Source organism: Streptomyces calvus, assembly GCF_006782915.1.
GTDB classification, from domain to species: Bacteria; Actinomycetota; Actinomycetes; order Streptomycetales; family Streptomycetaceae; genus Streptomyces; species Streptomyces calvus.
Genome location: NZ_VCNP01000044.1, coordinates 165,127 through 191,957, shown reverse-complemented (window position 1 = coordinate 191,957; position 26,831 = coordinate 165,127). Strand labels below are relative to the sequence as shown.

Below are 26,831 nucleotides of genomic sequence, written 5' to 3'. Positions count from 1 at the left end.
TGACAGGGAACCCATCGTGCACCTCCAGACATCTGGAGGGTCGCCCGCCGGGTCCGGCACCGCATCCCCGTACGCGCGACGACTACTCCGTCCGAGTGAAGCGGCAGGCGTACGGGGAGGGCGGACGGGCGGCGTCAGATCAGGTCGACGAGGTCCGCGATGGAGTCGACGACCTTGGACGGCCGGTACGGGAAGTTCTCCACCTGCTCGGGCCGGGTCAGCCCGGTGAGCACCAGGAACGTCTGCATCCCGGCCTCGATGCCGGCCAGCACGTCGGTGTCCATGCGGTCGCCGATCATCGCGCTGCTCTCGGAGTGCGCGCCGATGGTGTTGAGCCCGGTGCGCATCATCAGCGGGTTCGGCTTGCCCGCGAAGTACGGCTGCCGGCCGGTCGCCTTGGTGATCAGCGCGGCCACCGCGCCGGTCGCCGGCAGCGGCCCCTCGGTGGAGGGGCCGGTCTCGTCGGGGTTGGTGCCGATGAAGCGGGCGCCGTTGTTGATCAGACGCACCGCCTTCGTCATGGCCTCGAAGGAGTACGTACGGGTCTCACCGAGGACGACGTAGTCCGGCTCGTGGTCGGTGAGGACGTACCCGATGTCGTGCAGCGCGGTGGTCAGACCGGCCTCGCCGATGACGTACGCCGAGCCGTTCGGACGCTGGTCGTCCAGGAACTGGGCGGTGGCGAGCGCGGAGGTCCAGATGTTCTCGATCGGCACGTCCAGGCCCATGCGGCGCAGCCGTGCGTGCAGGTCGCGCGGGGTGTACATCGAGTTGTTGGTCAGGACCAGGAACGGCCTGCCCGACTCGCGGAGCTTCTTGATGAAGGCGTCGGCACCGGGGATCGGTACGCCCTCGTGGATCAGCACCCCGTCCATGTCGGTGAGCCATGATTCGATCGGCTTGCGGTCTGCCATGTGCGGGATCTCCTGCCGTACGCGGTCCTGCGTGCGCTTCAGCCTAAACAGACCCGGATCTTGAGGGAATGGCCGATACGACGCGGCGTGCGGCGCGCGCGGTCAGCGGCGCCGACGGGACAGCAGCACGGCGAGGGCGCCGGTGAGCAGTGAGGCGGCGGACGCGGCGGCGGTGGCGGCGAGGACGGGGGCCCGGCCGGGTCCGGTGGCGGCGAGTTCGTCGGGGAGGCCGTCGGTGAGGCCGCCGCTCAGCCGGTCCGGTCGCGCTCCCGGGTCCGTGCCTGTGTCTGCGCCCGGGTCCGTGCCTGTGCCTGGGCCCTCGTCCGTACCTGTGCCGTCGTCCTTGTCCTTGTCCGGCTGGGACTCGGACGTGGACGGGGGTTCGGGTGGGGTCGCGTGGTCGATGCGGAAGCGGTAGTCGTTCGACTGGCCGACCCAGTCGCCGTCGTTCTCGCGGCGCTGGACGACGGCCGCGTTGGCGGTGACCTCGTTGGCCACGGCGTCCGAGGTGAGCGCGAGGCGGACCTTGACGGAGAGGGTCTTCCCGGCGCCGACCGTGAACCCGGGGAAGCCGGCGTCCTCGGCGGCGAAGACACCGACGAGTTCGTCCTGGTCGGTCGCCTCGAAGCGCACCGGGTGGGGGCGCCGGCCGTCGTAGAACTCCAGCTGCGGCTGCGAGGGCCGCAACGCCCGCTTCTGGTCGACCAGGACGACGACGGGATGGATGCCGGTGCAGGTGCGCCCAGTGGTGTTGGTCAGCTCCAGCCGCCAGGTGCCGAAGCCTCCGCCGGCCGGGTAGGAGGCGGGGCCGCCGTGGATGCGGGCGGTGAGCGGGAAGGTGTGGTCCTCCTCGGGCGCGCAGGCGGGCAGCGGTGTCTGTGCGTACGCCGGTGCCGCGCCGGGAAGGACGGTCACCGCCGCCGCCAGACCGAGGGAGACGAGCGTGCAGAGTCGCATGATCACATGACCCTGCCGCACGCCCGGCACCTCCGCTTCCCGGTACCGGGTCGCCCCCGCCCGTCCGGGTCACACGTCCGCCCGTTCGGCCCAGGCGGGAACACGGGGGGCAACCCGCCCGCCGGCGCCGCACTCCACAGGCCCCGCCGGCACTCCGTGGGCCCCCCGTACTCCGTGGGTCCCCGCCCGCACTCCGCGAACCCTTGGACCGCGGCGTCCCTTTCGACCATGGGCGTCCCCGTCGACCGCGGGCGTCCTCATCGACCGCGGCGTCCCTTTCGACATGGGCGTCTCCATCGACCGCGGCGTCCCCTTCGGCTCAGGCGTCCCCTCGGCCGAACATCGGCGCCAGCACCAGTTGGGCCGCGCCCTCCGCGACGCCGAGGCCGCCGCCGGAGGCGACGCGGACCGGGACCGCGGTGTCGCCGGTGCGCCGGGCGCGGGCGTCCAGCACGGCCTGCACGCCGCGCACGAAGGTCTCCGGGGCCGACTCGACGGTGCGTCCGCCGAGCAGGACGCGGTCGATGTCCAGCAGCCCGACCAGGTTCGCCGCGCCCGCGCCCAGCACCCGCGCCGCCTCCCGCACGTCGCCGCGCGCCACCGCGCCCAGGCACAGCGCCTCCACGCAGCCGCGGTCGCCGCACCCGCACGGCGGCCCGTCCAGCTGCACCACCTGGTGCCCGAACTCGCCCGCCCCGGTCCGCGGCCCCCGGTGCACGCTCCCGCCGATCACCAGTCCGGCGCCGAGGCCCGTACCGAGGTGCAGATAGGCGAACGAACCGCCCTCGCCGCCGACCGCCAGGCCCAGTGCGGCGGCGTTGGTGTCCTTGTCGACGACCACCGGCACGCCGAGCCGCCCGGCCAGGGCGTCCCGCAGCGGGAAGCCGTCCCACTCGGGGAACCCGGTCACCCGGTGCAGCACGCCCCGCCCGTGGTCGAGCGGTCCCGGCAGCGCGACCCCGACGCCCAGCGGGGAGCGGGCGGCCCCGGCCGGCTCCGGTCGCAGCGCCGCGACGACACCGGCCACCCGGGCCAGCACCGCCTCCGCTCCCGCGCCCAGATCCAGCGGCGCCTGCCGGCGCGCCACCACCGTGCCGTCGAGGTCGACCAGCACCGCCCGCATCTCGTCGCGGTCCAGGTGCACGCCCACCGCGTGCCCGGCCTCCGGGACCAGGCGCAGCACCGTGCGCGGCTTGCCGCCCGTGGAGGCCCGGCGTCCGGCCTCCGCCGCGAGCCCGTCCTCCCGCAGCCGGGCCGTGATCTTGCTGACCGCCTGCGGGGTGAGCCCGGTCCGCTCGGCGAGCTCCAGGCGGCTGATGCCGTCCGCTCCCGCGGTCCGCAGCAGATCCAGTACGAGCGCGGTGTTGTGGCTGCGCAGGGCGAGCAGGTTCACCCCCAGGTGGGCCCCGCCGATGCCGTCGTTGGTCCTGTTCACCCGGCCATTCTCTCTCCTGCTTGCACTTTGGCAACAGCGTTGCGAAAGTAGGGGCATGACTGGCAACCCCCTCCGCGTCGGCCTCGTCGGCTACGGCCTCGCGGGCTCCGTGTTCCACGCCCCGCTGATCGCCGCGACCGAGGGCCTCGCGCTCGACACGGTCGTCACCTCGAACCCGGAGCGGCAGCGGCAGGCCCGCGCCGCCTTCCCGGACGTGACCGTCGCCGCCACCCCCGACGAGCTGTTCGGCCGTGCCGGCGAACTGGACCTGATCGTCGTCGCGTCGCCGAACAAGACCCACGTCCCGCTCGCCACCGCCGCCCTCGAAGCCGGTCTGCCGGTCGTCGTGGACAAGCCCGTCGCCGGTACGGCGGCCGAGGCGCGCGAGCTGGCGGCCCTCGCCGAGAAGCGCGGCCTGCTCCTGTCCGTCTTCCAGAACCGCCGCTGGGACAACGACTTCCTCACCCTGCGCGGACTGCTGGCCGAGGGCCGGCTCGGTGACGTGTACCGGTTCGAGTCGCGCTTCGAGCGCTGGCGGCCGCAGCTCAAGGGCGGCTGGCGGGAGTCCGGCGACCCGGCAGAGATCGGAGGTCTGCTGTACGACCTCGGCAGTCATGTCGTCGACCAGGCGCTGGTCCTCTTCGGCCCGGCGACCTCCGTGTACGCGGAGACGGACATCCGCCGCGAGGGTGCGCGCACCGACGACGACACCTTCATCGCGCTGACGCACGCCGGCGGTGTCCGCTCCCACCTCTACGTCTCCGCGACCACCGCCCAGCTCGGCCCGCGCTTCCGCGTCCTCGGCTCGAAGGCCGGTTACGTCAAGCACGGCCTGGACCCGCAGGAGGCCGCCCTGCGCGACGGCCTGCGCCCCGGCGCCGGCTGGGGCACGGAGCCGCAGGAGCTGTGGGGCCGCGTCGGCGTTGGGGGTCCCCCCTCCGGGGGAGAGTCCCCGGTGACCGGCGGCGGCGAGCCCGTACCGACCCTGCCGGGCGACTACCCCGCCTACTACGCGGCCGTGGCGCAGGCCCTGCTGGCCGGCGGCCCCAACCCGGTGACCGCCCTGGAGGCGGCCGCCGCCCTGGACGTCCTGGAGGCGGCCCGCCGGTCCGCCCGCGAGAAGGTGACGGTGACGCTGTGACCACGCCCCGCACGTCCGCCGAACTCACGCCGTCCGTGGAGGAGTTGGAGGCGCAGGAACGCCGCCTGGTGTTCCGCCGGTTCACCCACGACGACGCCTGGGCGCTCGGGTCCCTGCTGGTGGAGATGGCGCGCGAGCGCCGCGCCCCGGTGGCCATCGACATCCACCGCGCGGGCCAGCAGCTCTTCCACGCCGCGCTGCCGGGCTCCGCGCCCGACAACGACGCCTGGATCGCCCGCAAGCGCCGGGTGGTCGAGCGGTACGGCTGCGCGTCCTACCTGGTGGGCGCGCGTCACCGCGCCAAGGGCACCACGTTCGAGGAGTCCTCCCGCCTCGACCCCGACACCTACGCGGCCCACGGCGGTTCGTTCCCGATCACGGTCGAGGGCGTGGGCGTCGTCGGCGCGGTGACGGTCTCCGGCCTTCCGCAGCTCGAGGACCACCGCATGGTGGTGGAGGCCCTGGAGCGGTTCCTGGACGGCACCTGACGGCACGCGCCACCGGGGGCCTCGGGCCTGCCCCTGGTGGCGCGCCTCAGCCGCAGGGCGCGTCCACGTCCAGGTCCTTCAGGTAACGGTCGCGTTCCGCGGCCGGCAGGGGCTGGCTCACCAGGCCGCACAGCAGGTCGCGCCACGCCTCCACACCGGCCGTGCGGCGCACGATCTTCAGGTCGGGGCCGAGGACGAGGATGTCGTCGGCGGGGCCGGGAACGATCTGTACCCCGGTCCGGGACGCCGCGGAGGCGGCCGGCGGGTCGGTGGTCCACACGTCGAGCTGGTCGCCGCTGTCCGCGTCCAGGACGCGCACGCCCTGGCTGCTCGCGGTGCGGAAGCCCTGGAACACCAGACGGCCGTCCCGGCTGAACGCCATGTCGTCGGCCATGCTCGGCAGGTACCCGGTGGCGCGCACCTGCCGGCCTGAGTCGAGGCGTACGACGTACACGTGGCTCTCCGTGCCGGAGACGGCCGCCTGCCTCCCGTCGTGGTCGACGCGGACGTTCACGAGGCCGGAGTCGACCGGCACGGTGGTGTGGGCGACGTGCTCGAAGCCGGTGTCGCCGTCCCAGCGCCAGGCGTCGACGTCACCGCCTTCCACGTGCACCACCGTCCTGCGGTCCCCGCTCAGGGCGAGCGTGCCGTACGCCTCCACCGGGAGCACCGGGGTGCGGGTGCAGGCGCGGGTGTCGACCAGTTCCACGGCGTCGGACGTGCGGCCGACGACGTACCGGTCGCCGGGCAGGAAGGCGAAGACGCCGTCGACGCTGCCGAGGGGCAGGCCGCAGTCCGTCCGCCGCCCGGTGCGCAGGTCCCAGATGTCGAACCGCCTCCTGTCGCCCTCCTCGCTGCCCTCCCAGGTCTTCATGCCGACGTACCGCTTGTCCTCGCTGAGCGTGTACGCCGTGTCCTCCTCGTTCACGGACGGGTTGGCGTACGGGATCGCGCCGAGCCGGCGGCCGGTGTGCGGATCCCAGAACTCGGTACGTCCCTCCGTCCGGCGCACGGCCAGCCGCCCGTCGGACGTCAGGTCCCCGGGAGTGAACGCGCGGCCGTCCAGGACGACACGCTGTCCCCGCCTGGCCTCGGTGGTGAAGAGGGTGAGTTCGCCGCCGTACGAGCCGGCGGCCACCCGGGTGCCGTCGGCCGACACGGCGACCGTGCTGGCCGGCCGGACCAGGCGGCCCAGCGTCGTACCGGGCCGCAGGTCGGTGTCGTGGAGCCGGACCGTGCCGTCCTGCCCGCCCATCACGAAGGTCCCCGCACCGTCGGCGACCTTCAGGTTCTCGTACGGGGACAGGGACCGTCGGGCGATTCGGCGGCGCTCCACCAGGTCCCACACCTCGGCGCGCTCCGATGTCCGGGTCAGGGCCTTGCGCGCCCCGTCGAACAGCAGGATCTCGCTGTGCCGCAGGGCTTCGGCGGGGGCTTCGGTCATTCCGGGCAGCGACCGGGCCGGCTCCCAGCGCGCCGGCCCCGTGAGGAAACGCCGGACCTCCTGACGTCCGCTGTCGACCAGGGTCATCCGGGAGCCGTCGGCGGAGAAGCCCAGCCCGACCCTGGTGTCACTCACCCGCAGGCGACCGGTCTCCCGTCCGGTGGACGCGTTCCACACGACGACGAACGCCTCACTGTCAGGGGTGTAGTGGGAGGCCGCCGCCCACCGGCCGTCGGGCGAGAGGGCGAAGGCGTGGAGCCCGTGCGCGGCGTGTGGGAGGTACTTCGTGTGCCCGGTGGTCATGGTGCCGAGGCGCGTGCCGGTCCGGGTGTCCCACAGTTCCACCCGGTTGAGGTGGGCCTCCAGGGCCAGGACGCGTCCGTCGCGGCTCAGCGCCTTGGGCCTGCCGTCGGTGCGCAGCACACGGGACTGCCGGGCGGAGCGCACGTCGTAGACGCGTACGCCCTGGGCCCTGTCGAACGCCGAGCGGTAGGCGGCCGTCGTCCCGTCCGCGCTGATCACGACGTCCGTTTCGGCCGGTTCGCTCGCCCCCTCCATGTCGGTCACGGAGTCGGCGTCCGCGCGCAGCCGCCGCGTGGCGTGAGGGGCGGCGGTGACGGCCTGGGCCAGGGCGCGCCGGGACTCGGGGGTGGAGCGGGTGGCATCGGCGTACAGGGCGTACTGCGCGGCCTGGTTGGGGCTGGTGGCGAGCAGTTGTCCGGAGCGGGCGGCCAGCGCCTGCGAGGCGGAGGTGCGGGCCTGTGCCACGGCCGCGTCACGCTGTCTGCCTGCGTCGAAGAAGCCGTAGACGGCGAGGACGAGCAGCGCCAGGAGCAGGGCCACGCCCGACCAGCTCAGCCGTTTGACGAACCGGAGTTGCCGGAAGTCGTCGTGCTCCAGCTCCTCCTTCGGCCGGCCGTGCAACGGGGCGGCCAGGGTGGCGACGGCGGCGCGGAACGGCACGTACCGCAGGGACCACTGGCTCCGTTGGCCGATCTCGCGGAGGTCCACCCAGAGCGGCGCGGACGAGAAGTGGCCGGCCAGGCTCCGCGGCAGGCACGTGGTCTGCTCCCAGTCGAAGTCACCGGTCTCGTCGTCCCACCTGATCCCACCGTCCGCGACGGCGATGAGCAGGTGTTCCGTGTCGCGTTCGCGCAACCAGTAGTCGACTTCCCTGGCCACCCAGGGTGAGGCGGCGGCCTCCGGGGACGCGAGCAGGATGAAGTAGCGGGAGCGCGCCAGTTCACGCTGGATCGACTGCCACAGGTCGTGGTTGGCGGGCAGGCTCGTGACATCGCGGAACACGCTCATCCGCATGGGTCGGAAGCGGGAGACGGCCAGCCGTTCGAGGCCCCGCTGGAGCTGTTTGGCGAGCGCCGCGTTCTTGCGCTGGCTGTACGAGATGAAGGCGTCGCGCCGCTTCACCCCGCCCGGCGCCGCGGCTCGCGCCTCGACCTCTCCCACGGCATCCCCCCATGACGTCACACGTGTCCCTTCCCCACGTTCACGCCCGCGCCAACGCCACGGCGCCACGGGGCCGCGCCACAGGACGGACCACGGGACGGACCACGGGACGGCACAACACCACGGCGCAACACCACGGCACACGGGACGGATCAACGCGGCGAGCAACTCCCATACGTATCACGCCCGTTGGCGGCCGTGGGCGCGGAGGACCACAGTCCCCCGCGCCACCGTCCGGCGTCCGGCGTCCGGCGTCCCGCGTCCGGCTTCCGGCGTCCGGCGTCCGGCCTCCGGCGTCCCGCGTCCGGCGTCCGGCGTCCGGCGTCCGGCGTCCGGCGTTCGGCGTCCGGCGTTCGGCGTCCGGCCCAGCTCTCCCCGCGGAGCAGCTACGCGTCCTTCAGCTCCTGCCGCTGCCGCCCCAGCCCCGTGATCTCCAGTTCCACCACGTCCCCGGCCCGCAGATACGGCTTGGGTTCCGGCCGGCCCAGTGCCACCCCGGCCGGTGTGCCCGTGTTGATGACGTCGCCGGGGTACAGGGTCATGAACCGGCTGACGTACCGCACGACTTCACCCACCGGGAAGATCTGCTCGGCGGTGGTCCCGTCCTGCTTGAGTTCCCCGTTCACCCACAGCCGCAGCGACAGGTCCTGCGGGTCGGGGATCTCGTCGGCCGTCACCAGCCACGGACCGAGCGGGTTGAACGTCTCGCAGTTCTTGCCCTTGTCCCAGGTGCCGCCCCGCTCGATCTGGAACTCCCGCTCGGAGACGTCGTGCGCGACGGCGTACCCGGCGACGTGCGCGAGCCCTTCCTCCGCCGACTCCAGATACCGCGCCGTACGCCCGATCACGACCGCCAGTTCGACCTCCCAGTCGGTCTTCTCCGACCCGCGCGGCACCAGCACCGTGTCGTTCGGCCCGACGACGGTGTCCGCCGCCTTGAAGAAGATCACCGGCTCGGCGGGCGGCTCGGCCCCCGTCTCGCGGGCGTGGTCGTGGTAGTTGAGGCCGATGCACACGATCTTGCCGATCCGGGCCAGCGGCGGCCCGGTCCGCAGTCCCGTCTCGTCCAGGGCGAGCAGTTCGCCGCTGTCGGCGGCTGCCCTGATCCGGTCGAGCGCCGCCTCGTCGGAGAGCAGCGCCCCGTCGATGTCCGCGACGAGACCCGACAGGTCCCGCAGGGTCCCGTCGGCGTCGAGCAGCGCCGGCCGTTCCTGTCCCGCCGTACCGACTCGCAGCAGCTTCATGATCACGTCTCCCTCGATCGCGGGCGCCACCGACGTGTGCGGCCCGGATGCGGCGAGCGCAGCCATCGGAGGACTGGTCGATCCTCCAAGGTGGCGTTCCGCTCCGCAATACCCCGTTCACGTACTGGACCGGCTGGACCGGCCGTGCCGGCCCGGCCGGGGCGGTCACCGGTAGAGCACCGCCCGCTCGGCCACGCTCCACGTCGTGCTGGTCACCATGTACAGCGCGGCCGCCAGCGGTACGACGGCGACCGTGACGAGCGTGAAGAAGGACATGAACGGCAGCACCCTGGTCATCGCCGCCAGGCCCGGCACCTGCTCGCCGTCACCTGCGACGGGCTGCGCGGCCGTCGCCTTCCGGGTCAGCCGGTAGCCGAACCAGGCGACGACCGCGACGACCGCGAACAGCCCGGCGTAGACGAGCCCGGCCGCGCCGAACACGCCGCCGTCGCCGAGCGCGTCCGTCCAGCGTCCGCCGAGCGGCGCGGCGAACAACCGGTGGTCGAGCAGTTCGTTGGCCCGCCCGCCGATCGTCCCGCTGGAGAACAGGTGGTACAGCAGGAAGAACGCGGGCAGCTGGATCAGGCTCGGCAGGCATCCGGCCAGCGGCGACACCTTCTCCCGCGCGTGCAGCTCCAGTACGGCCCGCCGCAGCTTCTCCGGGTCGCGGCCGTGCCGGCGCCGCAGTTCGGCGATGCGCGGCTGGAGCGCGGTCCGGGCCTTCTGGCCGCGCGCGGCCGCCCGGGACAGGGGGTGGACGAGGAGACGTACGAACGCGGTGAACAGGACGATCGCGGCGGCCGCCGCGGAGACGCCGAACAGCGGCTGGAGCAGGTCGGCCAGGCGCTCGACCAGGCTGGCGAAGACGGACATGGGTGAGCCCTCCGGGGGTCTCGTCGTGCCGGGAGTCCCGGGGCTGATCCGGGACGGGAGTACGGATGGCGGCATGACGACCCGCGCGGGGCAGGCTGGACGAGAAGGACGGACAGGTGCCCTACGCGGCGGTCGCCGGCAGGGCGTGTCCCGGTGCCCGGGGCCGGGTGCGCCCCTGGGCGTCGGGGTCGCGTTGGGGCAGGAAGGCCGTCCGCAGGTCCCGGTCGCGTATCGCCGTACGGATCCGGGTGGGCGGCACGGCGGGTGTGCAGCGCGCGGCGACGAGCGCGCAGACGGCGAGCGCGGCACCGGCGGCGGCGGTCGCGGCGAGCGCGACCTGGACCATGTCGGCCGGCAGGAGTCCGCCGGCGGCCGGCAGGACGAGCAGCGCGAGCTGGAGCAGCGGGAGGAGCACGGCGAGGGCGCGCGGCACGCGCGCATCGCTGCGGATCACTCGCCGTCCCTCCCCCGCTGGTCCATCCGTCGGCCCCGTCGCGCCGGATCTCCCCCGGCACCCCCTACAACGCCCGGCACCAGCCGGATGGTTCCCGCGCCGCGGCACGGCACCGGGAACCCGCCGCCGACCGGCCACCACCCGACCCCACCGACCCACCTCCCCGCAGCCCCCGGCCCTCCGCCCACCGGACCCCCTCTGACCTGCCGCGCTCTCACCCTTGTCACTCACCGGCAGTACGGTGTCCCCCATGCGCCCCGACACGCCTGCCGAAAACGTCGACCACACCGCCGAAGCCGCCCGCCTGGAACGGACCGCCGCCCTGTATCCCGAGGACGCCGAGGCCCTGCTGCTGCGGGCCGCCGCCCACCGGGAACTCTCCGGCGACCGCCCCGCCGCCTCCGCCCTCTACGACCGTCTGCTGGCCTCCGGCACGGAACTGGACGACCCGCTCCTGGTCCGCGCCCTGAAGGCCTCCAACCTCTGGGAGTACGGTCACGAGGCGGAGGCCCGCGCGATCATCGACGGCATCCGCACGGCGGCCCCGCGCGATCCCGCCCCGTGGGTGATCGTCGCGGAGTCCCTGGAGTCGCACGACGAGCTGGAGCAGGCCCACGAGACGTTCACGGAGGCGGTGCGGCTGCTGCTGACCGACGTCGCGGAGCCGCCGTACGCCACCCATCCCCTGCTCTTCGGCCGCCACCGCGTCCGCAGGATGCTCGGCGCCGACCACGACGAGTGGGACGCCCTGGCCGACTCCGTGCACACCCTCCCGATCACCCTGGACGAACTCCACGACCCGAAGCGGGTGTGGTCCCTCGGCTCGGAGAACCCGGCGGAGCTGGAGGCGGAGATCTCCCGCCTGCGGGCGGAACTGGGCGCGTACCGGGCGGCGTTGTCCCGCCCGTTCCCGGTGGCGGTCCTGCACTGGCCGGCGAGCGAACTCGCGGAACTGACGGAGGCGTACCCGTCCCTCGCGGAGGAGTACCCCTCCTACGACGCCCACCTGGCGACGACCGAGGCGGCCCTGCGCGAACTGTCCGCCTCGGGCACCCCGAACCTGGGCATCGTCACGGGCACGGTCCCCTCGTACGAGGCCTTCGCCGCCTCGGAGGGCGCCTCCCCGTCCGACACCACCCTGCTCCCCCAGTACGCGACGACCCTGGCGGCGCGGGGACGGGCGGTGGCGTGGCCGCCGGAGCCGGGCGCGCAGTGCTGGTGCGGTTCGGGACGCACGTACGGGGAGTGCCACGGGGCGGGCTGACCGCGCCCGCCGGGCCGGCGAGCACGGCCCGGCACCGGCCGCGTCCGACGTCTCCCCCTGGTGGGGGAGGCGGTTCCCCCGCGCACGGGATCCGCCCGCGCCGCCCCGGCGGCTGTACTGAGGGGCAGCCGACGCCGAGGGAAGGGACCCGCGATGCGCACCTGGACGAGACGACACCTGCTGTTCTCCGCGGCCGCGGCGGCCGGACTCGCCGCGACGGCGTCTCCGCCGGCCGGTGCCGTGACCGGGAAGCCGCGCGTGACCGACGGGTCCGACGACACGCTGGTGCGGCGTCTGCGCGCCCTGCCGGGTGTGCGGATCGTGGAGGAACGACCGGGCGCCGAGCCGGGGTACCGCTTCTTCGTCCTCGGGCTGCGCCAGCCGGTCGACCACACCGACCCCTCGGCCGGCACGTTCGAGCAGCGCCTCACCCTGCTCCACACCTCCGCCGAGCGGCCCACCGTCCTGTTCACGACCGGCTACGAGGCCGTCCTCACGCCCCGGCGCACCGAACCGGCCATCCTGCTCGGCGGCAACCAACTCCAGGTCGAACACCGCTACTTCGGCACGTCACTGCCCCGGCCGCACGACTACGCGTACCTGACCGTCCGGCAGGCCGCCGACGACCACCACCGCGTCGTCCGCACCTTCCGCCGGCTCTACCCGGGCGCGTGGATCTCCACCGGCGGCAGCAAGGGCGGCATGGCCAGTGTGTACCACCGCCGCTTCCACCCCCACGACGTGGACGGCACCGTGGCCTACGCGGCCCCCAACAACGTCGACGACCGCGACGACTCCGCCTACCTCCGCTTCCTGAACACCGTGGGCACGGCCGCCGACCGCGAGGCCCTCGCAACCGTCCAGCGCCGGCTCCTGCTGCACCGTACGGAACTGGTCGCCCGCTACGAGACGGCGACGACCGCCGCCGGGGACACCTTCCGCATCGTCGGCAGCGCCGACAAGGCGTTCGAGATCGCCGTCCTGCGCGCCCCGTTCATGTTCTGGCAGAACGGCGGCAGCCCGGCGGACCTCGCCGCCGTACCCGCCGCGGACGCGAGCACCGACGAGCTGTACACCTGGCTGGACCGCACGGCGGGCCTGGCCCTCTACGCCGACAACAACGCCCGCGCCTTCATCCCGTACTGGTACCAGCTCGGCACGCAACTGGGCTACCTCGACGTCCCCACCGCCCACCTGGCCGACCTGCTGCACCACCCGGACGCCATCGAGCCGCGCACCTTCGTCCCCCGGACCATCCCCATGCGCTTCGACACCGGCGCGATGCCGGACATCGACCGCTGGGTCCGCCGCAGCGGCAGTCGGCTGCTGTTCGTCAACGGCACGCAGGACCCCTCCGTCGCCGAACCCTTCCACCCCGGCCCTCACGACTCCCGCGTGCTGTGGGTCCCCGGAGCCAACCACCACACCACCATCGCCGCCCTCCCCGAAACGACCCGCACGGAGGCCACGACGATGCTCACCCGCTGGACCACCGCCGGAACACGCCCACCGAGGCCTTGAGCTTCCGACGGGGACGTCGGCCGCGTGGTGTCCGATGTTCACACGGTGCTCGGCGGCGAGGGCCGTGAGTGAGGCCGCGAACGGGAACGGTCCGCGGCCGGTTCATCCGTGTGGAAAGGAACGTGGGCGGTACCGATGCCATGGTGTCGTCCCGGTTCAGCGGGACGTTGGCCCCTGTGGGTTCCCATTACTCGCCCGCGACATGTGAGCGACCGGGTCGCCCCTCTGTGGCGACCCGGTCGCGTGGCGTGATGGTGCCGTCCCGAAGGACGAAGCCGGGGTCGGCCCGACTGCAGGGCACGCAACGGGCGGGGCGCGGTGGCGGCCGGGGCGGGACCGGCATACCACGCGCTCCCGGAGGAGCCTCCCACCCGAACCCCCTCCACACCGAAGCGCCGGCAGAATGCTTGTGTGCCTGGTGCTGTCCCGTCCTCTCCCAGCGTCTCCGCCCGCATGAGCCGCCAAAGCTCCCGCGACACGGCTCCCGAGGTGGCGGTCCGGAGAATCCTGCACGCCGCCGGCCTGCGGTACCGGGTGAACGTGCCGGTGCCCGGCATGTCTCGACGGACGATCGACATCGTCTTCCCCAAGGCCAAGGTCGCGGTCTTCCTCGACGGCTGCTTCTGGCACGGTTGCCCGCAACACGCGACAAGCCCCAAGTCCAACGCGGAGTGGTGGCGGGCCAAGCTCGACAAGAACATGGCGCGCGACGTCGAGACGACCGAGCACCTCGAGCAGGAGGGCTGGACAGTACTTCGGTTCTGGGAGCACGAACCCGCCGAGGATGTCGCCCTTCGGATCAGAGCCGTCGCGAAGGGTCAGGGCAAGGGACCCGACCGGCCGTGAACGCGACGAACACGGCACCACACGTATCCCTTTTTGCCCCGGTACACCCGCTTCAAGGCCCGATCGATCGGATGAGTTGTCAGATCAATTCACCCATCAACCATCACTACCAATAATGTGTAGGCGATGTGAACAACGGGGCCGTGACCTGTGTCGTGGTGTCTCCGGGGAACAGTCGACTGTATGAACGAGAGCGGGGGGCGGTCGATCTCATGACCGACGATTTCGATGCGATGTATGAGACGTTCCAGGCACTCCTGGAGACGTTCCCGCCGTCCGAGGCCGTCAAGAGGCTCGAACTCTTCGGCATCGAGCAGGACGTCATCGAGGCGATTCGGGCCCGGCACGAGGAACAGACGATTCGCATCAAGGAACTCGAAGAGCCTCATGCCGTCGTCATGGGCAACCGTGACACCTGGTACACGGGCCCGCAGGCCAAGGACAAGTGTTGGCCCGCCATCGTCAAGTTGCTTCGCAAGGAGGGTTGGCCGGAGCAGCCCGCCATCCGGGACCTCGACGACTCCTCCACCCGGGTCGTCTCTCTGCTCAACCACCCCAAGGAGAAGGCGTTCTCGACCCGTGGCCTAGTGGTCGGATACGTGCAGTCGGGCAAGACGACCAACTTCACATCGGTCATGGCCAAGGCTGCGGACCGCGGTTACAAGCTCTTCATCGTGCTCGCCGGCATCCACAACGGGCTCCGACGGCAGACGCAGGCTCGTCTGGTACAGCAACTCATCGAGCCGAACCCGTCGATGTGGTCCCAACTCACGGGTCTGGACAACGACTTCACTCCACAGGAGAACCCGGCCTCGTACTTCGGCAAGCGCAACAAGACGCACGTCCTGTGCGTGGTGAAGAAGAACGCCACAGTCCTCCGCAAGCTCGCGCAGTGGCTGGACAAGGCATCCGACTACCTGGAGGACTGCCCCGCCCTCATCATCGACGACGAGGCGGACCAGGCCACGGTGGCCACGAAGTCCATCAATCCGCTGATTCTCAGCATCATGAGCAGCCTGCCGCGCTCGGCCTACGTCGGATACACCGCTTCCCCGTTCGCGAACCTGTTGATCGACCCGAGCGCGCAGGACCTCTATCCGCGCGACTTCGTCGTCAACCTTCCCAAGCCGGAAGGGCACTTCGGCACCGAGGTGCTGTTCGGCCGCTACGCGCTGGACGGCGAGGACCCGGCCGACGTCGACGACGGCTACGACATGATCCGCTCGGTGCCGGCAGAAGACGTACCCTGCGTCCGTCCGGAGACGAAGGCCGACGTCGAGGGCTTCGAGCCCGTGCTCACGGACACCCTGATGCGAGCCATCGACTACTTCTGGATGGTCACCGCAGCCCGCCGGGTCAGGGGCACGGGCAATCCGCACAGCACCATGCTCATTCACACGAGCGTCAACACGTCCGTGCACAACAGCTTCAAACGCCCGCTGGAGCACCTGAGGGGGAAGCGGGCGAAGTCACTCACCGACGTCGCCGTCCTCAACCGTCTGCGAACCGTCTGGGAAGAGGAGACCGCTCGCGTACCTGCCGAGGACTTCGGTGAAACACCGGTCTCGTTCGACTCGTTGCTGGCCGAGTTGCCCGACGTCCTGGACAGTTGCCGAGTCATCATGGACAACTCCAGCAGCGAGGACCGTCTCGACTACGAGAACGGTCCCGTGGTGGCGATCGCCGTGGGAGGCAACACTCTCTCCCGGGGACTGACGCTCGAAGGACTCTCGGTGAGCTACTTCGTGCGCGCCGTCTCCGCGTACGACACCCTGCTGCAGATGGGCCGATGGTTCGGCTTCCGACACGGCTATGCCGATCTGCCCAGGATCTGGATGACCGACGAGTTGGCCGAGTGGTTCCGCCACCTGGCCACCGTCGAGACGGAGATGCGTCGCGACATCGACATCTACATGACGGAGTCCGAGACCCCGCTCCCCTTCGCCGTCCGCCTGCGTACACACCCGGCCCTACGGGTGACGGCAGCGGCCAAGATGCGCTCGGCCGTCACAGCGGCCTCGTCCTACGCCGGCAGGCGGGTGCAGACCCACTACTTCCGGACCGACGCCGAGTGGCTGCGCGGCAACATCAGAGCCGCGCGAGACCTGGTCGAGGCCTCCATCGCGAACGCTGTCAAGGTCGAGGACCGCTCGGCCGAGGGTCGCTTCGTGTTCCGCGACGTCCCGTACGACGTCGTGACCGACTTCCTGGCCTCCTACCGGTTCCACGAGAAGTCTCCCGAGAACGACGCGGATCTGATCAGCGCATACATCCGTAAGCGGGTCGCCTCAGCGGGTTCGCTGCGCCGATGGAACGTGGCCGTCGTCGGGAACCCCCACGGAGAACCGTTCGCCTTCACCCCCGACGTGGTGGTCGGTCGCAGTGTTCGTGCCCGCCTCGCCGACACCCTCGGCCCCGGGTCCGCCGACATCAAGACCCTGATGAGCCGCCGCGACGCCGCCGTGGACCTGTCCGGCGACGCGTCGAAGCTGACGGAAGAGGACATCATGAGGGAGCGGCAGACCCAGCTCCCCGACACCGGGCTGTTGGTGCTCTACCCGATCGACAAGACGTCCGAGCCGAATCCGCCCAAGAAGACCCGTAAGGCACTCGCCGCCGAGGAGCACGTCATCGGTGTCGGCCTCGTCTTCCCCAAACCCCGCAACGGGGACAGCACCGTGGAGAAGTACATCTCCGCCGACCTGTCCGGGGTACGCATCGAGGACGAGGACCTCAGCCTCCTCGAAGAGGAGGAGGCGTGAGCGAGCCGGCGTTCGTGCAGCTCGTCGAGCAACACTGGACGGCACTGGAAGCTCGACCCGCCAGCGCGGAGAACCGACTGCGCGTGTCCCGACTTCCCGGGGAGACGGACCAGGGCGCCTTGGCCGCGGCGGTGGATCACGAGGGACACCGCCACCTGCTGGTGCCGGTCAACACTCGCCTCACCATACGCTCGGGTCTCGACGGCCCCGTACTGCGCCTGCGCAAGCGGCCCCTGGAGGACGAGGACAGCTACCAGACGTACGCAGACCTGGCCTGTCTCCGCCCGGACATGAACGACCTGTTCACGAAACTGTGCGTAGATGTTTTGAGCACAGTACGTGACGTCCCCGCGACTCCCGTCAAGGCCCTCTACCGCGTTCTCGACCGTTGGAAGGCTCTGTTCCAGTCTTCGGGGCCCCTTCTGGGACCCGAGCAACTGGCGGGTCTCTTCGGCGAACTGCATGTCCTGGACCAACTGCTCGAACACGACCCCGGCGCCCACCGCATCTGGGTCGGTCCGAAGGGTCATCGCCACGACTTCTCGACAGGGATCGGTGCCGTCGAGGTGAAGACCGCGGTGGACGCGAGCCGTCGTAGGCCCCGAATACACGGCTTGGACCAACTCGAAGCACCCGCCGGTGGAAGCCTCTGCCTCGTCTGGGTCGGTCTGCACCGCATCACCACTGCGGCCGGCGGCACGGGGTTCGTGGAGCTGGTGGAGCGCACTCTGCGGCGGTGCGACGACGAGAGCGCGCTGCTCGGGCTTTTGGCGGAAGCCGGCTACCGCCACTTCGAAGCCGACCGTTATCGAGACGTCCGCTACGGCATCGGCGAAGAGCTCTGGTTCGACGTTGGGCCAGGGTTTCCCCGACTTACCCGGGGCGCACTTGTCGCGGCCGGACTTCCCGTCTCCGTACTCGACGTCGAGTACACCATCGACCTCTCGGTCGAGGCCCTCACACCTCTGACACCTGAGCAGGTGTCGCGGACGGCCCGGCGCATCATTCAGGAGTCCGAATGACGGAGCCCAACTGGTACTCCCAGCCCTATCCGCCGGAGGGCGCCAGCGCCGCCGAGGGAATCCGCAATCAGCTCGGGCGGCCCGAACTCGACCTGCTCACCATATTGGTGCGGGAATCCGCCCAGAACAGTTGGGACGCCCGCATTCCGCACTCTTCCGCGCCTGTCGAGTACAGCATCGACATGTGGACGGTGAGTCCGGCACACGCCGCAGCCTGGCGTGCGCTCCTTCAGACGGGCGCCCCCGCGAACACTGCGAATTTCCCGCTCAGGGAGACGCTCAGGCGTGGGGTCGTCCGACTGCTGGCCGTCTCGGACCGGGGGACACGCGGTCTGGGGGGTCCGACCCGCGCCAACCACGCCATCGGTGCCGATCGGGACTTCGTATCCTTCATCCGCAACATCGGCGAGCCCCGGGACACGGCGCTCGGTGGCGGCACCTACGGATTCGGCAAAGGCATCTTCTACTTGCTGTCACGGTCCGGGTCCGTGTTGGTGCACTCACGCTGCCGCACCCCGCAGGGCGGCTACGAGACGCGGCTCATCGGCTGCACGCTCTGGAAGAGCTATGTCGCCGCGGACGACGGTGAGAGCCACCGCTACACGGGCAGGCACTGGTGGGGCGACACGTCCGGCGACGTCGTCGAACCTCTCGTGGGGCCCGCAGCCGAAGCGGTGGCCCAGCGTCTGGGCCTGCGGCCCTTCGGCCCCGAGGAGACGGGGACGACCGTGGTCGTCATCGACCCGAATCTCGACGAGTTGCCGGCTTCCGAGGCGGCCGACTACCTCGCCGACACGATCGCATGGCACCTGTGGCCCAAGATGATCTCGACGGACGGCACGCCCCCGGCCATGAGTTTTTCCGTCACCTGCGACGGCGTGCGGCATCCCGTGCCGGATCCCCGCGTCACACGCCCTCTCAACATGTTCGTCGCGGCCTACGAGGCGATGAAGGGTCCGGAGGGACGCGACCTGGCCTGTCTGAAGCCGAAGAAGCACCTGGGTCGGCTCGGTCTCGTGAAGCGCATCCTGCCCGCCTTGGAGCCGACGCGCGCGCAACGCATGTTGAGCATCGAGGACCTGATCCACCATGTGTGCCTGATGCGACCGGCGGAACTCGTCGTCACCTACCGACCCGGGCCCAAACCGCCGAGTGCACACCAGGGTTATGCCGGAGTCTTCCGGGCGGACGAGACCATGGACGACGTCTACGCCAAGGCCGAACCTCCCACTCACGATGCCTGGAACCCCCATTCACTGGACAGGCCCGAGAGCACGTACGTCCAGACGACGTTCCGTCGCATCGACGAGGCCCTGAACGGTTTGCTGTCCCTCAACGGAGGGGCCCGCCCCGGAGCCAGCAGCGTTGCCCTCGGGGCAGCCAGTTCGTTCTTCTCCGGCCTGGTGGGCGGAGCGTGGGGAGCAGGTGGTGCGACCGACTACTCCAGGCCGGGCAGCACAGCCACGCGTTCGTCCCGTGCCGACGAGGCGGAGGAGCGAAGGCGACGTGCGGCGAAAGGCGGTCGTGCGTCGGGCCGGGGCTTCGACGAGACCCGCGACGGCGCCGGCCTCGGGCAGGACGACCTGTCGAACGCGGCCCGGGACGGTGACGTCACGCCGCGTCGACGCCCTCGAGTGCAGTACGTCGGCGAGCCCTACTACGACGACCGCGAAGACGACTCCGTGCTGGTTCAGGAGTTCCGACTGCCGGTCCCCGGACCACAGCGAGTACGCATCGATCTCGCCGTCACACTGCCGGGTTCCGGTGGGCGCGAGACGGATCCCCCCGTCGGGGCCGACATGCCCGTACTCGTCGGCTGGGAAGACGAAGCAGGACGCGTGCATGCCGAGGACCCCTGGGTCGTCGAAGGCGGCGAGTCCCTGTGGCGCGCCCTGGTCCGTCCCGCGCCCGACACCATGACTGAGATCGGCATCAAAGTGGAAGCGGTGAGGCCGTCGTGAGCCGGCGCGTACTTCCCTACCGTGTGCCGTCCGAGGCCGTCGTCTCTGCGGACCACTGGCGACTCGTGGTGGACGACGGCGAAGTTCCTCTGCCGGAAGCACTGCCGGACTGGGACTACCAGATGGATCTGCGCCTGCGCAGGTCCGTCCGTGTCGATCTGGATCGGGCACGACGTGAGTCGGGACTCCCGACGGGCGCCGCGCTCATGGTCTCCGCCGTCTGGACCGCCACCGGCTCGAACCTCAGCGGTCCCGCTCAGCACATCCGGTTGGCGGAGGCCGGCACCACCACGGTGGAGTTCGATTTCGGCCTGCGTGGTGCCGACCTCGGTGGTCTGCTCCTCCTCGACACTGCGCTTCTGCTCTCCCAACGCAGAAGCGACGCCCGACCGTCCTCCCCGCGCCGTGCCGGTTCCGTGTTGTGGAGCGACCGTGAGGCCGTACGCCTTCAGGGCGACGCCCCTCAGTTCCCCATGGCCGTGATCGACTTCGCGCGCACGTCCTTTCCCGACGACGCGGCCTGGCACCTCCACATCAGTGGTGGTCTGGAGAGCGCGACCATGGGCTCGCTGCTGCTCCTCGTCAACGAGCGGAACAAAACCACCACCGACGCGTTCCAAAGGGCCGCCAGGCCGAATCCCGTGGATCGGATCGTCCTTTCGGCGGTCTATGCCGACGCGGCCCGCATCATGGTCGAACACGCCCTGAGTCAGGAGGACTTCGGTGAGGATGCCGACTTCCCGGAGGGTTCGCTGGGCGCCACCCTGCTGAGTCTGGTCGATCAACTCTTCCCCGGACAGTCGATCACTGACATCCGGCTGCGTCAGAGGCAATCCGCCGCACTGTTCGCCTCGGACCTACAGGCGGCCGTCAAGATTTTCGGGGAGTCGTCATGAGCTTCCTCTACCCTCGCCTGCTCGCGGAACAGGCAAAACCGCTGTACGACGAGTACCGCGATCTGGCCGTCACCGAACTCTCCCGCCGTGTGGACGTGACGCACGAATCCTGCGTCTACGTCGCCACGGGTGGCGACCGAATCCCGACAAGCCGCCTCAAGGACCTGCGGGAGGGTGTTCTCGACCTTGCCGAGCAAGCCGGATTCCCGCAGGAATCCGATCGTGCGCGTAACGCCGAGTTCGACCTGCACCTGGCGGCTCTGCTGCACGCCGAGACGGGCATGGTGCCAGCCGAGGCCGCCTCACGGGACGTCTGGGCATTCCTGGCTCTGGTGCTGATGCCGGACATCGCCTTCTGGCGCTACCCCCAGCCGCCGAGAGACCGGATCCTCGGCACGGACCTCACCCGGCACGTCTTCGGCCGTCTCTGGTGGCGGGCTCAACTGGTCCGCTCCCCCGAGGCCGCGGATCCGTATCACGCGCTTCGGATTCTCGGAGAGGCAGCGTTCGACCAGATCTACGCCCGCCGCGCCGCGCTCGGCGGCAGTCCTCATTTGGTTCGCGCCATCCTGCGTGTCTGGAACGACCTCGACCTGAGAGGCCTCAACGAACGCGACACATTGCGGGACTTCCTCAAACGTCTCCTTCGCCTTGCGCCCTTCGTGCTCTTCGACGGCATCGACGAGCGATCCCTCGACGAGGAGTTGCGCGCCGTCGCTCGGGAATCGGTCGACGCGCAGAGCAACTCTTCGTCGGTACCTGCCGGCGCGGACTCACCGGACAGTGGTAAAAGGGTCGCCTCTTCCACCGCCCGGCGCCCTCACTCGGTCGAATCGGCCCACGAGCCGTCCCCGGGACCCGACCGGACGGAGAGGCGCTTCACCTCGGTGGAGATCTGCGCCGGAGCAGGGGGCCAGGCGCTGGGACTGGAAGCCGCGGGCTTCGACCCGGTCGTGCTGATCGACAGCAAGGCGGATGCGTGTTTCACCATCGACCGCAACAGGCCCGCCTGGGACATCATCTGCATGGACATCCTCGAGTTCGAACCGGAGGCTCGCCCCGAGGTGATGGGAGTGGATCTCCTCAGCGGTGGGCTGCCGCGAGTGAAGTCACTCGCAACGGTCGGTCGGGCCGAGGACACCGAAGAACGGCGGGTCCTTCGGCGCGCGATCGAACTCGCTTGCAAGATCAGGCCCCGCGCCGTCCTCTTCGAGAATGTGCCCGATCTAGTGGAAAGTCCTGATTTCGCAACGGACCGCGCCTGGATGGAGACCGAGTTGGGTAACGCCGGCTTCCGGTCGAGTTGGAAAGTCCTCAACGCAGCGGACTTCGGCGTGCCGCAGAATCGCCGGAGCGGCTTCCTGGTCGCTCTGCAGGATGCCGTATTCCCGGCCTTCTCGTGGCCCGATCCGAGCGGGGTTCCGGCCCCCACTGTGGGCCAGGTGCTGGGGCCCTCCATGGCCTCCCGCAACTGGTCCGGAGCCGACCGCTGGGCCGTGAATGCCGACCGCGTCGCACCCGCGCTCGTCGGTGGTTCGGACCGCCGGGGCGGCGCGGACCTGGGGCCCACCGGGAGCAAGAAGGCCTGGGCCGCACTGGGGGTGAACGGCAACAGTCTGGGAGACGAGCCGCCCGGCGCGGACTTCCCGGCGGACGAGCTTGTCAAGCTGACCGTCTCCCAGGCGGCAATGATTCAGTCGTTCCCCTCCGAGTGGGCGTTCTCCGGAGGGAAGACGTCCCGGTACCGTCAGGTCGGTCATGCCATGCCACCACCGCTGGCGACTGCTCTGGGCCGTGCCCTGGCAGCCGCTCTGCGCAGCTAAGATCGCCCCATGCGCACGCCCCGACCAGTTGCCCCCGACCCCATCACAGTCGTTGATCTCTTCAGCGGTTGCGGGGGCTTCACCCAGGGCTTTCACGAGTTTCGTCCCGGAAACTCGACCGACAGCGGTCCGGTCTTCCACAGCATCGCGGCGGTGGAGCACAACGCCGCCGCGGCGGCCACGTACGCGGTCAACTTCGGCAGTCTTCGAGTGCACGAGCAGCTTCCGTCCGCTCGAGTGCACGTGGGAGACATCGAGGAGTGGGAGCCCACTTCCGAGGCCCTCAACGCGGACGTGGTCGTCGGCGGCCCGCCGTGTCAGGGTTTCTCCGCTCTCAACCGCAAGAAGAAGGGCAGCGAGCGCAACCGCCTTTGGGAGGACTATGTGCGCATTGTCGCGCTCGTTCGTCCCAAGGTTTTCGTGATCGAGAACGTCGACCGCTTCCTCAGGTCGGACGAGTTCAGGAATCTGTTGAGCGAGGTGGAGGACGGGGGCCTCCTTGCCGAGTATCGCCTCGTCGACCCCCCGGGCCACGAGCCGGCCGACAGCGCCGAGGGACGAGCGAAGCGCTATCTGCTCAACGCTGCCGACTACGGGGCGATCCAAGCCCGTCGCCGTGCCATCGTCATCGGGGTCCGCCGTGACATCGACACGGGACGCGTGATGTCTTATCCGGTGCGGACCCATGTCCGACGTCCGAGGAACACGGCCACCGATGTCACAGTTCTGGCAGGAATGGAATCCACGGTCTCCTACTGGAAGGCGGTCGACGACGTCTTCGCGGAGTCGTCCCTACGTGAACTTCGCGGTACCGAACTTCCGGACAGCAAAGAGTTCGTCCCGGAGATAAATGCCGTCCTGCCGGGCATCTTCACAACAAACGATCTCCATTTCGGCCGGAACCCGGAGCCTCTTTCCAGGGCTCGGTACCGGGCCATCCCTCCGGGCGGCAATCGCAAGGACCTCAGGGGCAAGTACTACACCATGGACGAATTCGGGGAGATTCACATCTTCCCCGAGGAGAAGCCCGCAGGTGTGCGAACCCCCGTGGAGTACCTTTCGACCAAGAGCTGGGACAGCCACAACACCGGCACCGGCGACGTCATGGGGCGACTGCGTCTGGGAGAGCCGTCGGTCACCATTCGCACCGAATTCTACAAGCCGGAGAAGGGCCGATATCTGCATCCGGAGGAACACCGGCCCATCACCCATTTCGAGGCCGCCAGGATCCAGGGCTTCCCTCTCGACTTCCGCTGGTGTGGCACCAAGACTGAAATCGCCACGCAGATCGGTAACGCCGTTCCGATTCCCCTGGGGAAAGCCATCGCCGGAGCCATTCACTCCTTCCTACGAGGCTGAACGGCCTGCGCCTTCAGGCAAGACAGTGGCTCCATGCGAGTTGCGTGTCCTCGATCCAGTACTCGTGCGCCCGCTCGGTGACACGCAGCCGCAGGCTGCCGATGTCCGGGCGACCTGCGGCATACCAGTCCGCGAGGTTCCGCTCGACCACGTCCCACAGCGCGACTGGTCCCCCCTGGCCGACCGTCCAGCCGGCCGCGTTCTCGGTGAAGGCCGCGAACGACTCCCGTTCCTCGTCGAACAGGTACAGCAGTCGCGAACCGTCGCTGCTCCGGGCACGGACGAACTGAGCACGTGGTAGCGCAAGCTGGGTGAGGAAGGCAGGCATCCACTCCTCCAGGAGGGTGGGTGGCAGTTCGGCGAGGCGCTCGGTGTCGACGTAGGCCGTGCGGGCCGACAGGTCTCCGTCCGGCGGTCTGCGGGCCTGTGAGCGGGCCTGCATGAACGAGGAAGGGCCGACAATCCTGCCTTCCGCAGTGCCGTCCTCGTTGACGGTGACCTTCGCCAGGCCCGTGCCGTACGGCCACGAGCCGATCGTCGTGAGGACGATCCCACCGGGCCTGGTCTGCCTGACCCAGGTGTACGGGATGCGGCGTACGGCGCATGTGGCGATCACCCGGTCGTAAGGGGCGCGAGCAGGGTGCCCCACCAGGCCGTCACCGACCAGTGTCCACGTGCTGAACCCTGCTTCTTCGAGAGCCGCGTCCGCCCGGCCGGCGACCTCGTGGTCCACTTCGATGGTGGTGACGTTGTCCTCGCCGAGCAGGTGACACAGCAAGGCGGTGGAATAGCCGGTGCCGGTTCCGATCTCCAACACTGTGTGGCCGACACTCGGCTCGGCCTCCTCGATCATGCCGACGACGGTCATGGGCCTGGTCGACGAGGATGTGGGCACACCGGCCACCGGCTCAGGGGTCCGGTCGGCAGTCAAGTGGCCGTCCAGTTGGGTGGCGAGCGACTGATCGGCGTAGACGATGTCCAACCAGTCCTTCGGCGTTGTGCCGAGTGCTGTCACCGGGCGCCAGTTCCCTCCTTCGCCGGGGAGGAACACGCCGGGGTGAAGGAACAACTCACGCGGGACGGCTTCGACAGCAGCGCTCAGCTCCGGGCTGGTCAGTGCGCCCTCCGCCTTCAGCCGTCCGGCCAACGCGCGCCGGTGCAGGGCACTTTCAGACATCGGCATCGCCCTCTCCCGTGATGAGCAGGTCGGCAAGAGCAGCGGACATCCCCAAACCTGTCTTCTCCTCCAGCCATCCCCACTGACCATTGGGATTCAACTCCAGCCAGTTGGGATTACCGTCACGGTCCAGGGCAAGATCGAACGAGCCCGAGACCAGACCGAAATGATCCAGAAAGGCGAGCAGTTGTTTTTCCAGGCGGCCGGGCAGGTCGACGACACGATAGGTGAGAGCCCTGTAGTCCTGACGCCAGTCGAGGAGATCGGAGTCAATTCGCACGGTGAATACTCGGCGGCCGACCACCAGAACCCTGAGGTCGGCTGTCTTGTCCACCTGGGCCTGGAACAGGTGAGGCACCACACGTACGGTGTCGTCCAGATCCTCGACACCGACCGGTTCCGCCCATGAGGTCAAGGCGACTCCGTTTCGCTCGTACGGGGTCCAGCGCAACGTCTTGTGGATGACCTGCCCGTGCTCGCGGATGAACCGCCGCGCCTCTTCCGGATCGTTCGTCACGAGAGTCGGTGGCACCTTCAGGCCCACGCGGCGGGCCAGCGCCAGCTGCGCCGGCTTGTAGTCGGCGGCGGCGTTTTTCAAGGGGTGGTTGACCCAGAGGCAGCCTCGCAGGGAGTAGAGGGTGCCGCCCAGGCCGTAGCGCACCTGCGCGGCGGCGAATCGGGCGTCGGCGTCGGGCAGCGAGGCGAAGGCGGGCCAGACGGGACGGCGCCAGTACACGGCTCGGATCTCTTCCAGACGTACCGCCCTCGATGAGGTCCGGAGCTGTCCGGTCTCCGGGGCCGGGCAAGTACCGAAACGCGCCGCAACGGTCAGGCCCGTACCCATGTCGGCTGGATTGAAGCGAACCACTCGTGCCCCCAGCCGGTTGAGGCGGGCGATCACCATGTCGGCGGTGACGTCGTTGGCCTCGGTTACCACGAGCACGGTGTTCCTCTCGACCACGGTCGTCAGTCCCTCTGGCTGTCCTGGTCGTGGCCCTGGTCGGGTTGCGAATCGAGGTTCGTCGCCGTGCAGGTCTCGGTGCCGGAACTGGTGCCGTGCTTTCCCATCTCGATCACCTGACCCGAGTGGTCTCGGAAGACACCGGTCTGCGACACGGGGTCGATGGCGACCGTGGTGAACCGCAGCTCCACCGTGGTGGGGTACGGGCGCAGGCGGCCGATCCCCCAGGGACGTACGGGCGTGAGGTAGTCGCGGGTGGTGTTCGTGGCCATGGGTGCCCTCTCGGCGTTGGGTCGAGTGGATGGTGGTTGGAGGCGGGGGTCGCGGTGAGTGGTGGACTCGTGCAGCGCAAGGCGCGTGAGAAGGTCTCCCAAGTCGCCCCTGCCGGTTCGGATCTGCCTCGCGCGCTCCCCTCGGTAGGCCGCGCAGTCCGGACAGTCGTCTCTCATGCGGTCCGCCGCTCGACGTCGATGAAGGCCTCCGTGCACCGGGCAAGGTTCACGAGGTGCTGCCAGGCGGTGAAAGGGGTGGCGTCGGCGTGCGGCGGCGCGTCGAGAAGCCGGTTGGACAGGCGCCGCATCACGCGCACGGCCTCCCGTTGGTCTCCTCGCGTGTGGTCGACGAGTGCCCGGAGCATTCCGGCGACGGTGTCCATGCGCTCCAGGGTGTCGGTCAGCGGCGGGACTTCCAGCCGGGGTGACGTGATTCGCCCCACCACGGCGAGGACGTGCGCGCGGTCGAGGGCCGGCACGTCGGCCTGTTCGGTTGTGATCTCCAAGGGTGACTCCCTTTTCGGGTCCGGGCGCGCCTGTTGCCTGGTCGCCG

General features: G+C 70.1%; 22 protein-coding genes. 11 read left to right on the top strand and 11 right to left on the bottom strand.

The genetic code is table 11. The features are described 5' to 3' along the window. Positions 1–134 precede the first annotated feature (134 nt). The 3 genes from FGW31_RS21800 to FGW31_RS21790 all read right to left on the bottom strand — a co-directional run bounded on the left by FGW31_RS21800 (position 135) and on the right by FGW31_RS21790 (position 3,306). Positions 135–914: an HAD-IIA family hydrolase gene (locus FGW31_RS21800; RefSeq protein WP_142195148.1), complete on the bottom strand. Its 780-nt coding sequence runs from the start codon at positions 912–914 to the stop codon at positions 135–137. A 102-nt stretch (positions 915–1,016) separates the two neighbouring features. Next, complete coding sequence (locus FGW31_RS21795) at positions 1,017–1,871, bottom strand: prolipoprotein diacylglyceryl transferase (protein WP_220510917.1); 855 nt, start codon at positions 1,869–1,871, stop codon at positions 1,017–1,019. 319 nt (positions 1,872–2,190) lie between these two features. Next, on the bottom strand, positions 2,191–3,306 hold the full coding sequence (locus FGW31_RS21790) for an ROK family transcriptional regulator (RefSeq protein ID WP_373303409.1): 1,116 nt from the start codon (positions 3,304–3,306) through the stop codon (positions 2,191–2,193). A gap of 55 nt (positions 3,307–3,361) precedes the next feature. Here FGW31_RS21790 and FGW31_RS21785 point away from each other — a divergent pair, with 55 nt between their 5' ends. Continuing rightward, positions 3,362–4,447, top strand: coding sequence for a Gfo/Idh/MocA family oxidoreductase (locus FGW31_RS21785; protein WP_142195146.1), 1,086 nt, complete (start codon positions 3,362–3,364; stop codon positions 4,445–4,447). Next, positions 4,444–4,935 carry a heme-degrading domain-containing protein gene (locus FGW31_RS21780; RefSeq protein WP_142195145.1) on the top strand — a complete coding sequence of 164 codons (492 nt, stop codon included), beginning with the start codon at positions 4,444–4,446 and terminating at the stop codon, positions 4,933–4,935. Before FGW31_RS21785 ends, FGW31_RS21780 begins: the two co-directional genes overlap by 4 nt. A gap of 46 nt (positions 4,936–4,981) precedes the next feature. Here the strand turns inward: FGW31_RS21780 and FGW31_RS21775 are convergent, their stop codons facing one another. The 4 genes from FGW31_RS21775 to FGW31_RS21755 all read right to left on the bottom strand — a co-directional run bounded on the left by FGW31_RS21775 (position 4,982) and on the right by FGW31_RS21755 (position 10,414). Then, complete coding sequence (locus tag FGW31_RS21775; RefSeq protein ID WP_142195144.1) at positions 4,982–7,843, bottom strand: toll/interleukin-1 receptor domain-containing protein; 2,862 nt, start codon at positions 7,841–7,843, stop codon at positions 4,982–4,984. Between the two features lie 386 nt (positions 7,844–8,229). Further along, positions 8,230–9,087 carry a fumarylacetoacetate hydrolase family protein gene (locus tag FGW31_RS21765; protein ID WP_142195143.1) on the bottom strand — a complete coding sequence of 286 codons (858 nt, stop codon included), beginning with the start codon at positions 9,085–9,087 and terminating at the stop codon, positions 8,230–8,232. Between the two features lie 165 nt (positions 9,088–9,252). Then, entirely contained in the window at positions 9,253–9,960 is a 708-nt protein-coding gene (locus FGW31_RS21760; RefSeq protein WP_142195142.1) for a YidC/Oxa1 family membrane protein insertase, read from the bottom strand. Between the two features lie 121 nt (positions 9,961–10,081). Continuing rightward, positions 10,082–10,414: a DUF6412 domain-containing protein gene (locus FGW31_RS21755; RefSeq protein WP_142195141.1), complete on the bottom strand. Its 333-nt coding sequence runs from the start codon at positions 10,412–10,414 to the stop codon at positions 10,082–10,084. A gap of 250 nt (positions 10,415–10,664) precedes the next feature. Between FGW31_RS21755 and FGW31_RS21750 the strand changes: the two genes are divergently transcribed. The 9 genes from FGW31_RS21750 to FGW31_RS21710 all read left to right on the top strand — a co-directional run bounded on the left by FGW31_RS21750 (position 10,665) and on the right by FGW31_RS21710 (position 23,868). Next, entirely contained in the window at positions 10,665–11,678 is a 1,014-nt protein-coding gene (locus FGW31_RS21750; RefSeq protein WP_142195140.1) for an SEC-C domain-containing protein, read from the top strand. Positions 11,679–11,831: 153 nt separating this feature from the next. Next, the gene (locus FGW31_RS21745; protein WP_142195139.1) at positions 11,832–13,199 is read left to right on the top strand and encodes a S28 family serine protease; all 1,368 of its coding nucleotides are present in this window, start codon (positions 11,832–11,834) and stop codon (positions 13,197–13,199) included. A 453-nt stretch (positions 13,200–13,652) separates the two neighbouring features. Further along, positions 13,653–14,045 carry a very short patch repair endonuclease gene (locus FGW31_RS21740; RefSeq protein WP_142195138.1) on the top strand — a complete coding sequence of 131 codons (393 nt, stop codon included), beginning with the start codon at positions 13,653–13,655 and terminating at the stop codon, positions 14,043–14,045. 212 nt (positions 14,046–14,257) lie between these two features. Further along, positions 14,258–16,807 carry a Z1 domain-containing protein gene (locus tag FGW31_RS21735; RefSeq protein WP_142195137.1) on the top strand — a complete coding sequence of 850 codons (2,550 nt, stop codon included), beginning with the start codon at positions 14,258–14,260 and terminating at the stop codon, positions 16,805–16,807. Then, the gene (locus FGW31_RS21730; RefSeq protein WP_142195136.1) at positions 16,804–17,829 is read left to right on the top strand and encodes a PD-(D/E)XK motif protein; all 1,026 of its coding nucleotides are present in this window, start codon (positions 16,804–16,806) and stop codon (positions 17,827–17,829) included. The genes FGW31_RS21735 and FGW31_RS21730 overlap by 4 nt, the downstream gene beginning before the upstream one ends. Then, the gene (locus tag FGW31_RS21725) at positions 17,826–19,790 is read left to right on the top strand and encodes a hypothetical protein (protein WP_142195135.1); all 1,965 of its coding nucleotides are present in this window, start codon (positions 17,826–17,828) and stop codon (positions 19,788–19,790) included. Before FGW31_RS21730 ends, FGW31_RS21725 begins: the two co-directional genes overlap by 4 nt. Beyond that, the gene (locus FGW31_RS35285; RefSeq protein ID WP_220450349.1) at positions 19,787–20,686 is read left to right on the top strand and encodes a hypothetical protein; all 900 of its coding nucleotides are present in this window, start codon (positions 19,787–19,789) and stop codon (positions 20,684–20,686) included. Before FGW31_RS21725 ends, FGW31_RS35285 begins: the two co-directional genes overlap by 4 nt. Then, positions 20,683–22,509, top strand: a complete 1,827-nt coding sequence (locus FGW31_RS36115) for a DNA cytosine methyltransferase (RefSeq protein ID WP_220450350.1) — start codon at positions 20,683–20,685, stop codon at positions 22,507–22,509. Before FGW31_RS35285 ends, FGW31_RS36115 begins: the two co-directional genes overlap by 4 nt. Positions 22,510–22,518: 9 nt before the next feature. After that, complete coding sequence (locus FGW31_RS21710; protein ID WP_142195134.1) at positions 22,519–23,868, top strand: DNA cytosine methyltransferase; 1,350 nt, start codon at positions 22,519–22,521, stop codon at positions 23,866–23,868. Positions 23,869–23,881: 13 nt separating this feature from the next. Here FGW31_RS21710 and tgmC read toward each other — a convergent pair whose 3' ends face one another. From tgmC to FGW31_RS21690, 4 genes are all read right to left on the bottom strand, one after another. Beyond that, on the bottom strand, positions 23,882–25,045 hold the full coding sequence (gene tgmC / locus FGW31_RS21705; protein ID WP_142195180.1) for an ATP-grasp peptide maturase system methyltransferase: 1,164 nt from the start codon (positions 25,043–25,045) through the stop codon (positions 23,882–23,884). After that, positions 25,038–26,006 carry an ATP-grasp ribosomal peptide maturase gene (gene tgmB / locus FGW31_RS21700; protein ID WP_142195133.1) on the bottom strand — a complete coding sequence of 323 codons (969 nt, stop codon included), beginning with the start codon at positions 26,004–26,006 and terminating at the stop codon, positions 25,038–25,040. Before tgmB ends, tgmC begins: the two co-directional genes overlap by 8 nt. 5 nt (positions 26,007–26,011) lie before the next feature. Further along, the gene (gene tgmA / locus FGW31_RS21695; RefSeq protein ID WP_142195132.1) at positions 26,012–26,278 is read right to left on the bottom strand and encodes a putative ATP-grasp-modified RiPP; all 267 of its coding nucleotides are present in this window, start codon (positions 26,276–26,278) and stop codon (positions 26,012–26,014) included. A gap of 173 nt (positions 26,279–26,451) precedes the next feature. Next, positions 26,452–26,784, bottom strand: coding sequence for a hypothetical protein (locus tag FGW31_RS21690; protein ID WP_142195131.1), 333 nt, complete (start codon positions 26,782–26,784; stop codon positions 26,452–26,454). Positions 26,785–26,831 lie beyond the last annotated feature (47 nt).

Coding starts and splice junctions, on each gene's coding strand:
- FGW31_RS21800 (WP_142195148.1), bottom strand. CDS start 914: ATGGCAGACCGCAAGCCGATCGAATCATGGCTCACCGACATGGACGGG.
- FGW31_RS21760 (WP_142195142.1), bottom strand. CDS start 9,960: ATGTCCGTCTTCGCCAGCCTGGTCGAGCGCCTGGCCGACCTGCTCCAG.
- FGW31_RS21710 (WP_142195134.1), top strand. CDS start 22,519: ATGCGCACGCCCCGACCAGTTGCCCCCGACCCCATCACAGTCGTTGAT.
- FGW31_RS21735 (WP_142195137.1), top strand. CDS start 14,258: ATGACCGACGATTTCGATGCGATGTATGAGACGTTCCAGGCACTCCTG.
- FGW31_RS21745 (WP_142195139.1), top strand. CDS start 11,832: ATGCGCACCTGGACGAGACGACACCTGCTGTTCTCCGCGGCCGCGGCG.
- tgmA (WP_142195132.1), bottom strand. CDS start 26,278: ATGGCCACGAACACCACCCGCGACTACCTCACGCCCGTACGTCCCTGG.
- FGW31_RS21795 (WP_220510917.1), bottom strand. CDS start 1,871: ATGCGACTCTGCACGCTCGTCTCCCTCGGTCTGGCGGCGGCGGTGACC.
- FGW31_RS21765 (WP_142195143.1), bottom strand. CDS start 9,087: ATGAAGCTGCTGCGAGTCGGTACGGCGGGACAGGAACGGCCGGCGCTG.
- FGW31_RS36115 (WP_220450350.1), top strand. CDS start 20,683: ATGAGCTTCCTCTACCCTCGCCTGCTCGCGGAACAGGCAAAACCGCTG.
- FGW31_RS21725 (WP_142195135.1), top strand. CDS start 17,826: ATGACGGAGCCCAACTGGTACTCCCAGCCCTATCCGCCGGAGGGCGCC.
- FGW31_RS21750 (WP_142195140.1), top strand. CDS start 10,665: ATGCGCCCCGACACGCCTGCCGAAAACGTCGACCACACCGCCGAAGCC.
- tgmC (WP_142195180.1), bottom strand. CDS start 25,045: ATGTCTGAAAGTGCCCTGCACCGGCGCGCGTTGGCCGGACGGCTGAAG.
- FGW31_RS21785 (WP_142195146.1), top strand. CDS start 3,362: ATGACTGGCAACCCCCTCCGCGTCGGCCTCGTCGGCTACGGCCTCGCG.
- FGW31_RS21740 (WP_142195138.1), top strand. CDS start 13,653: ATGAGCCGCCAAAGCTCCCGCGACACGGCTCCCGAGGTGGCGGTCCGG.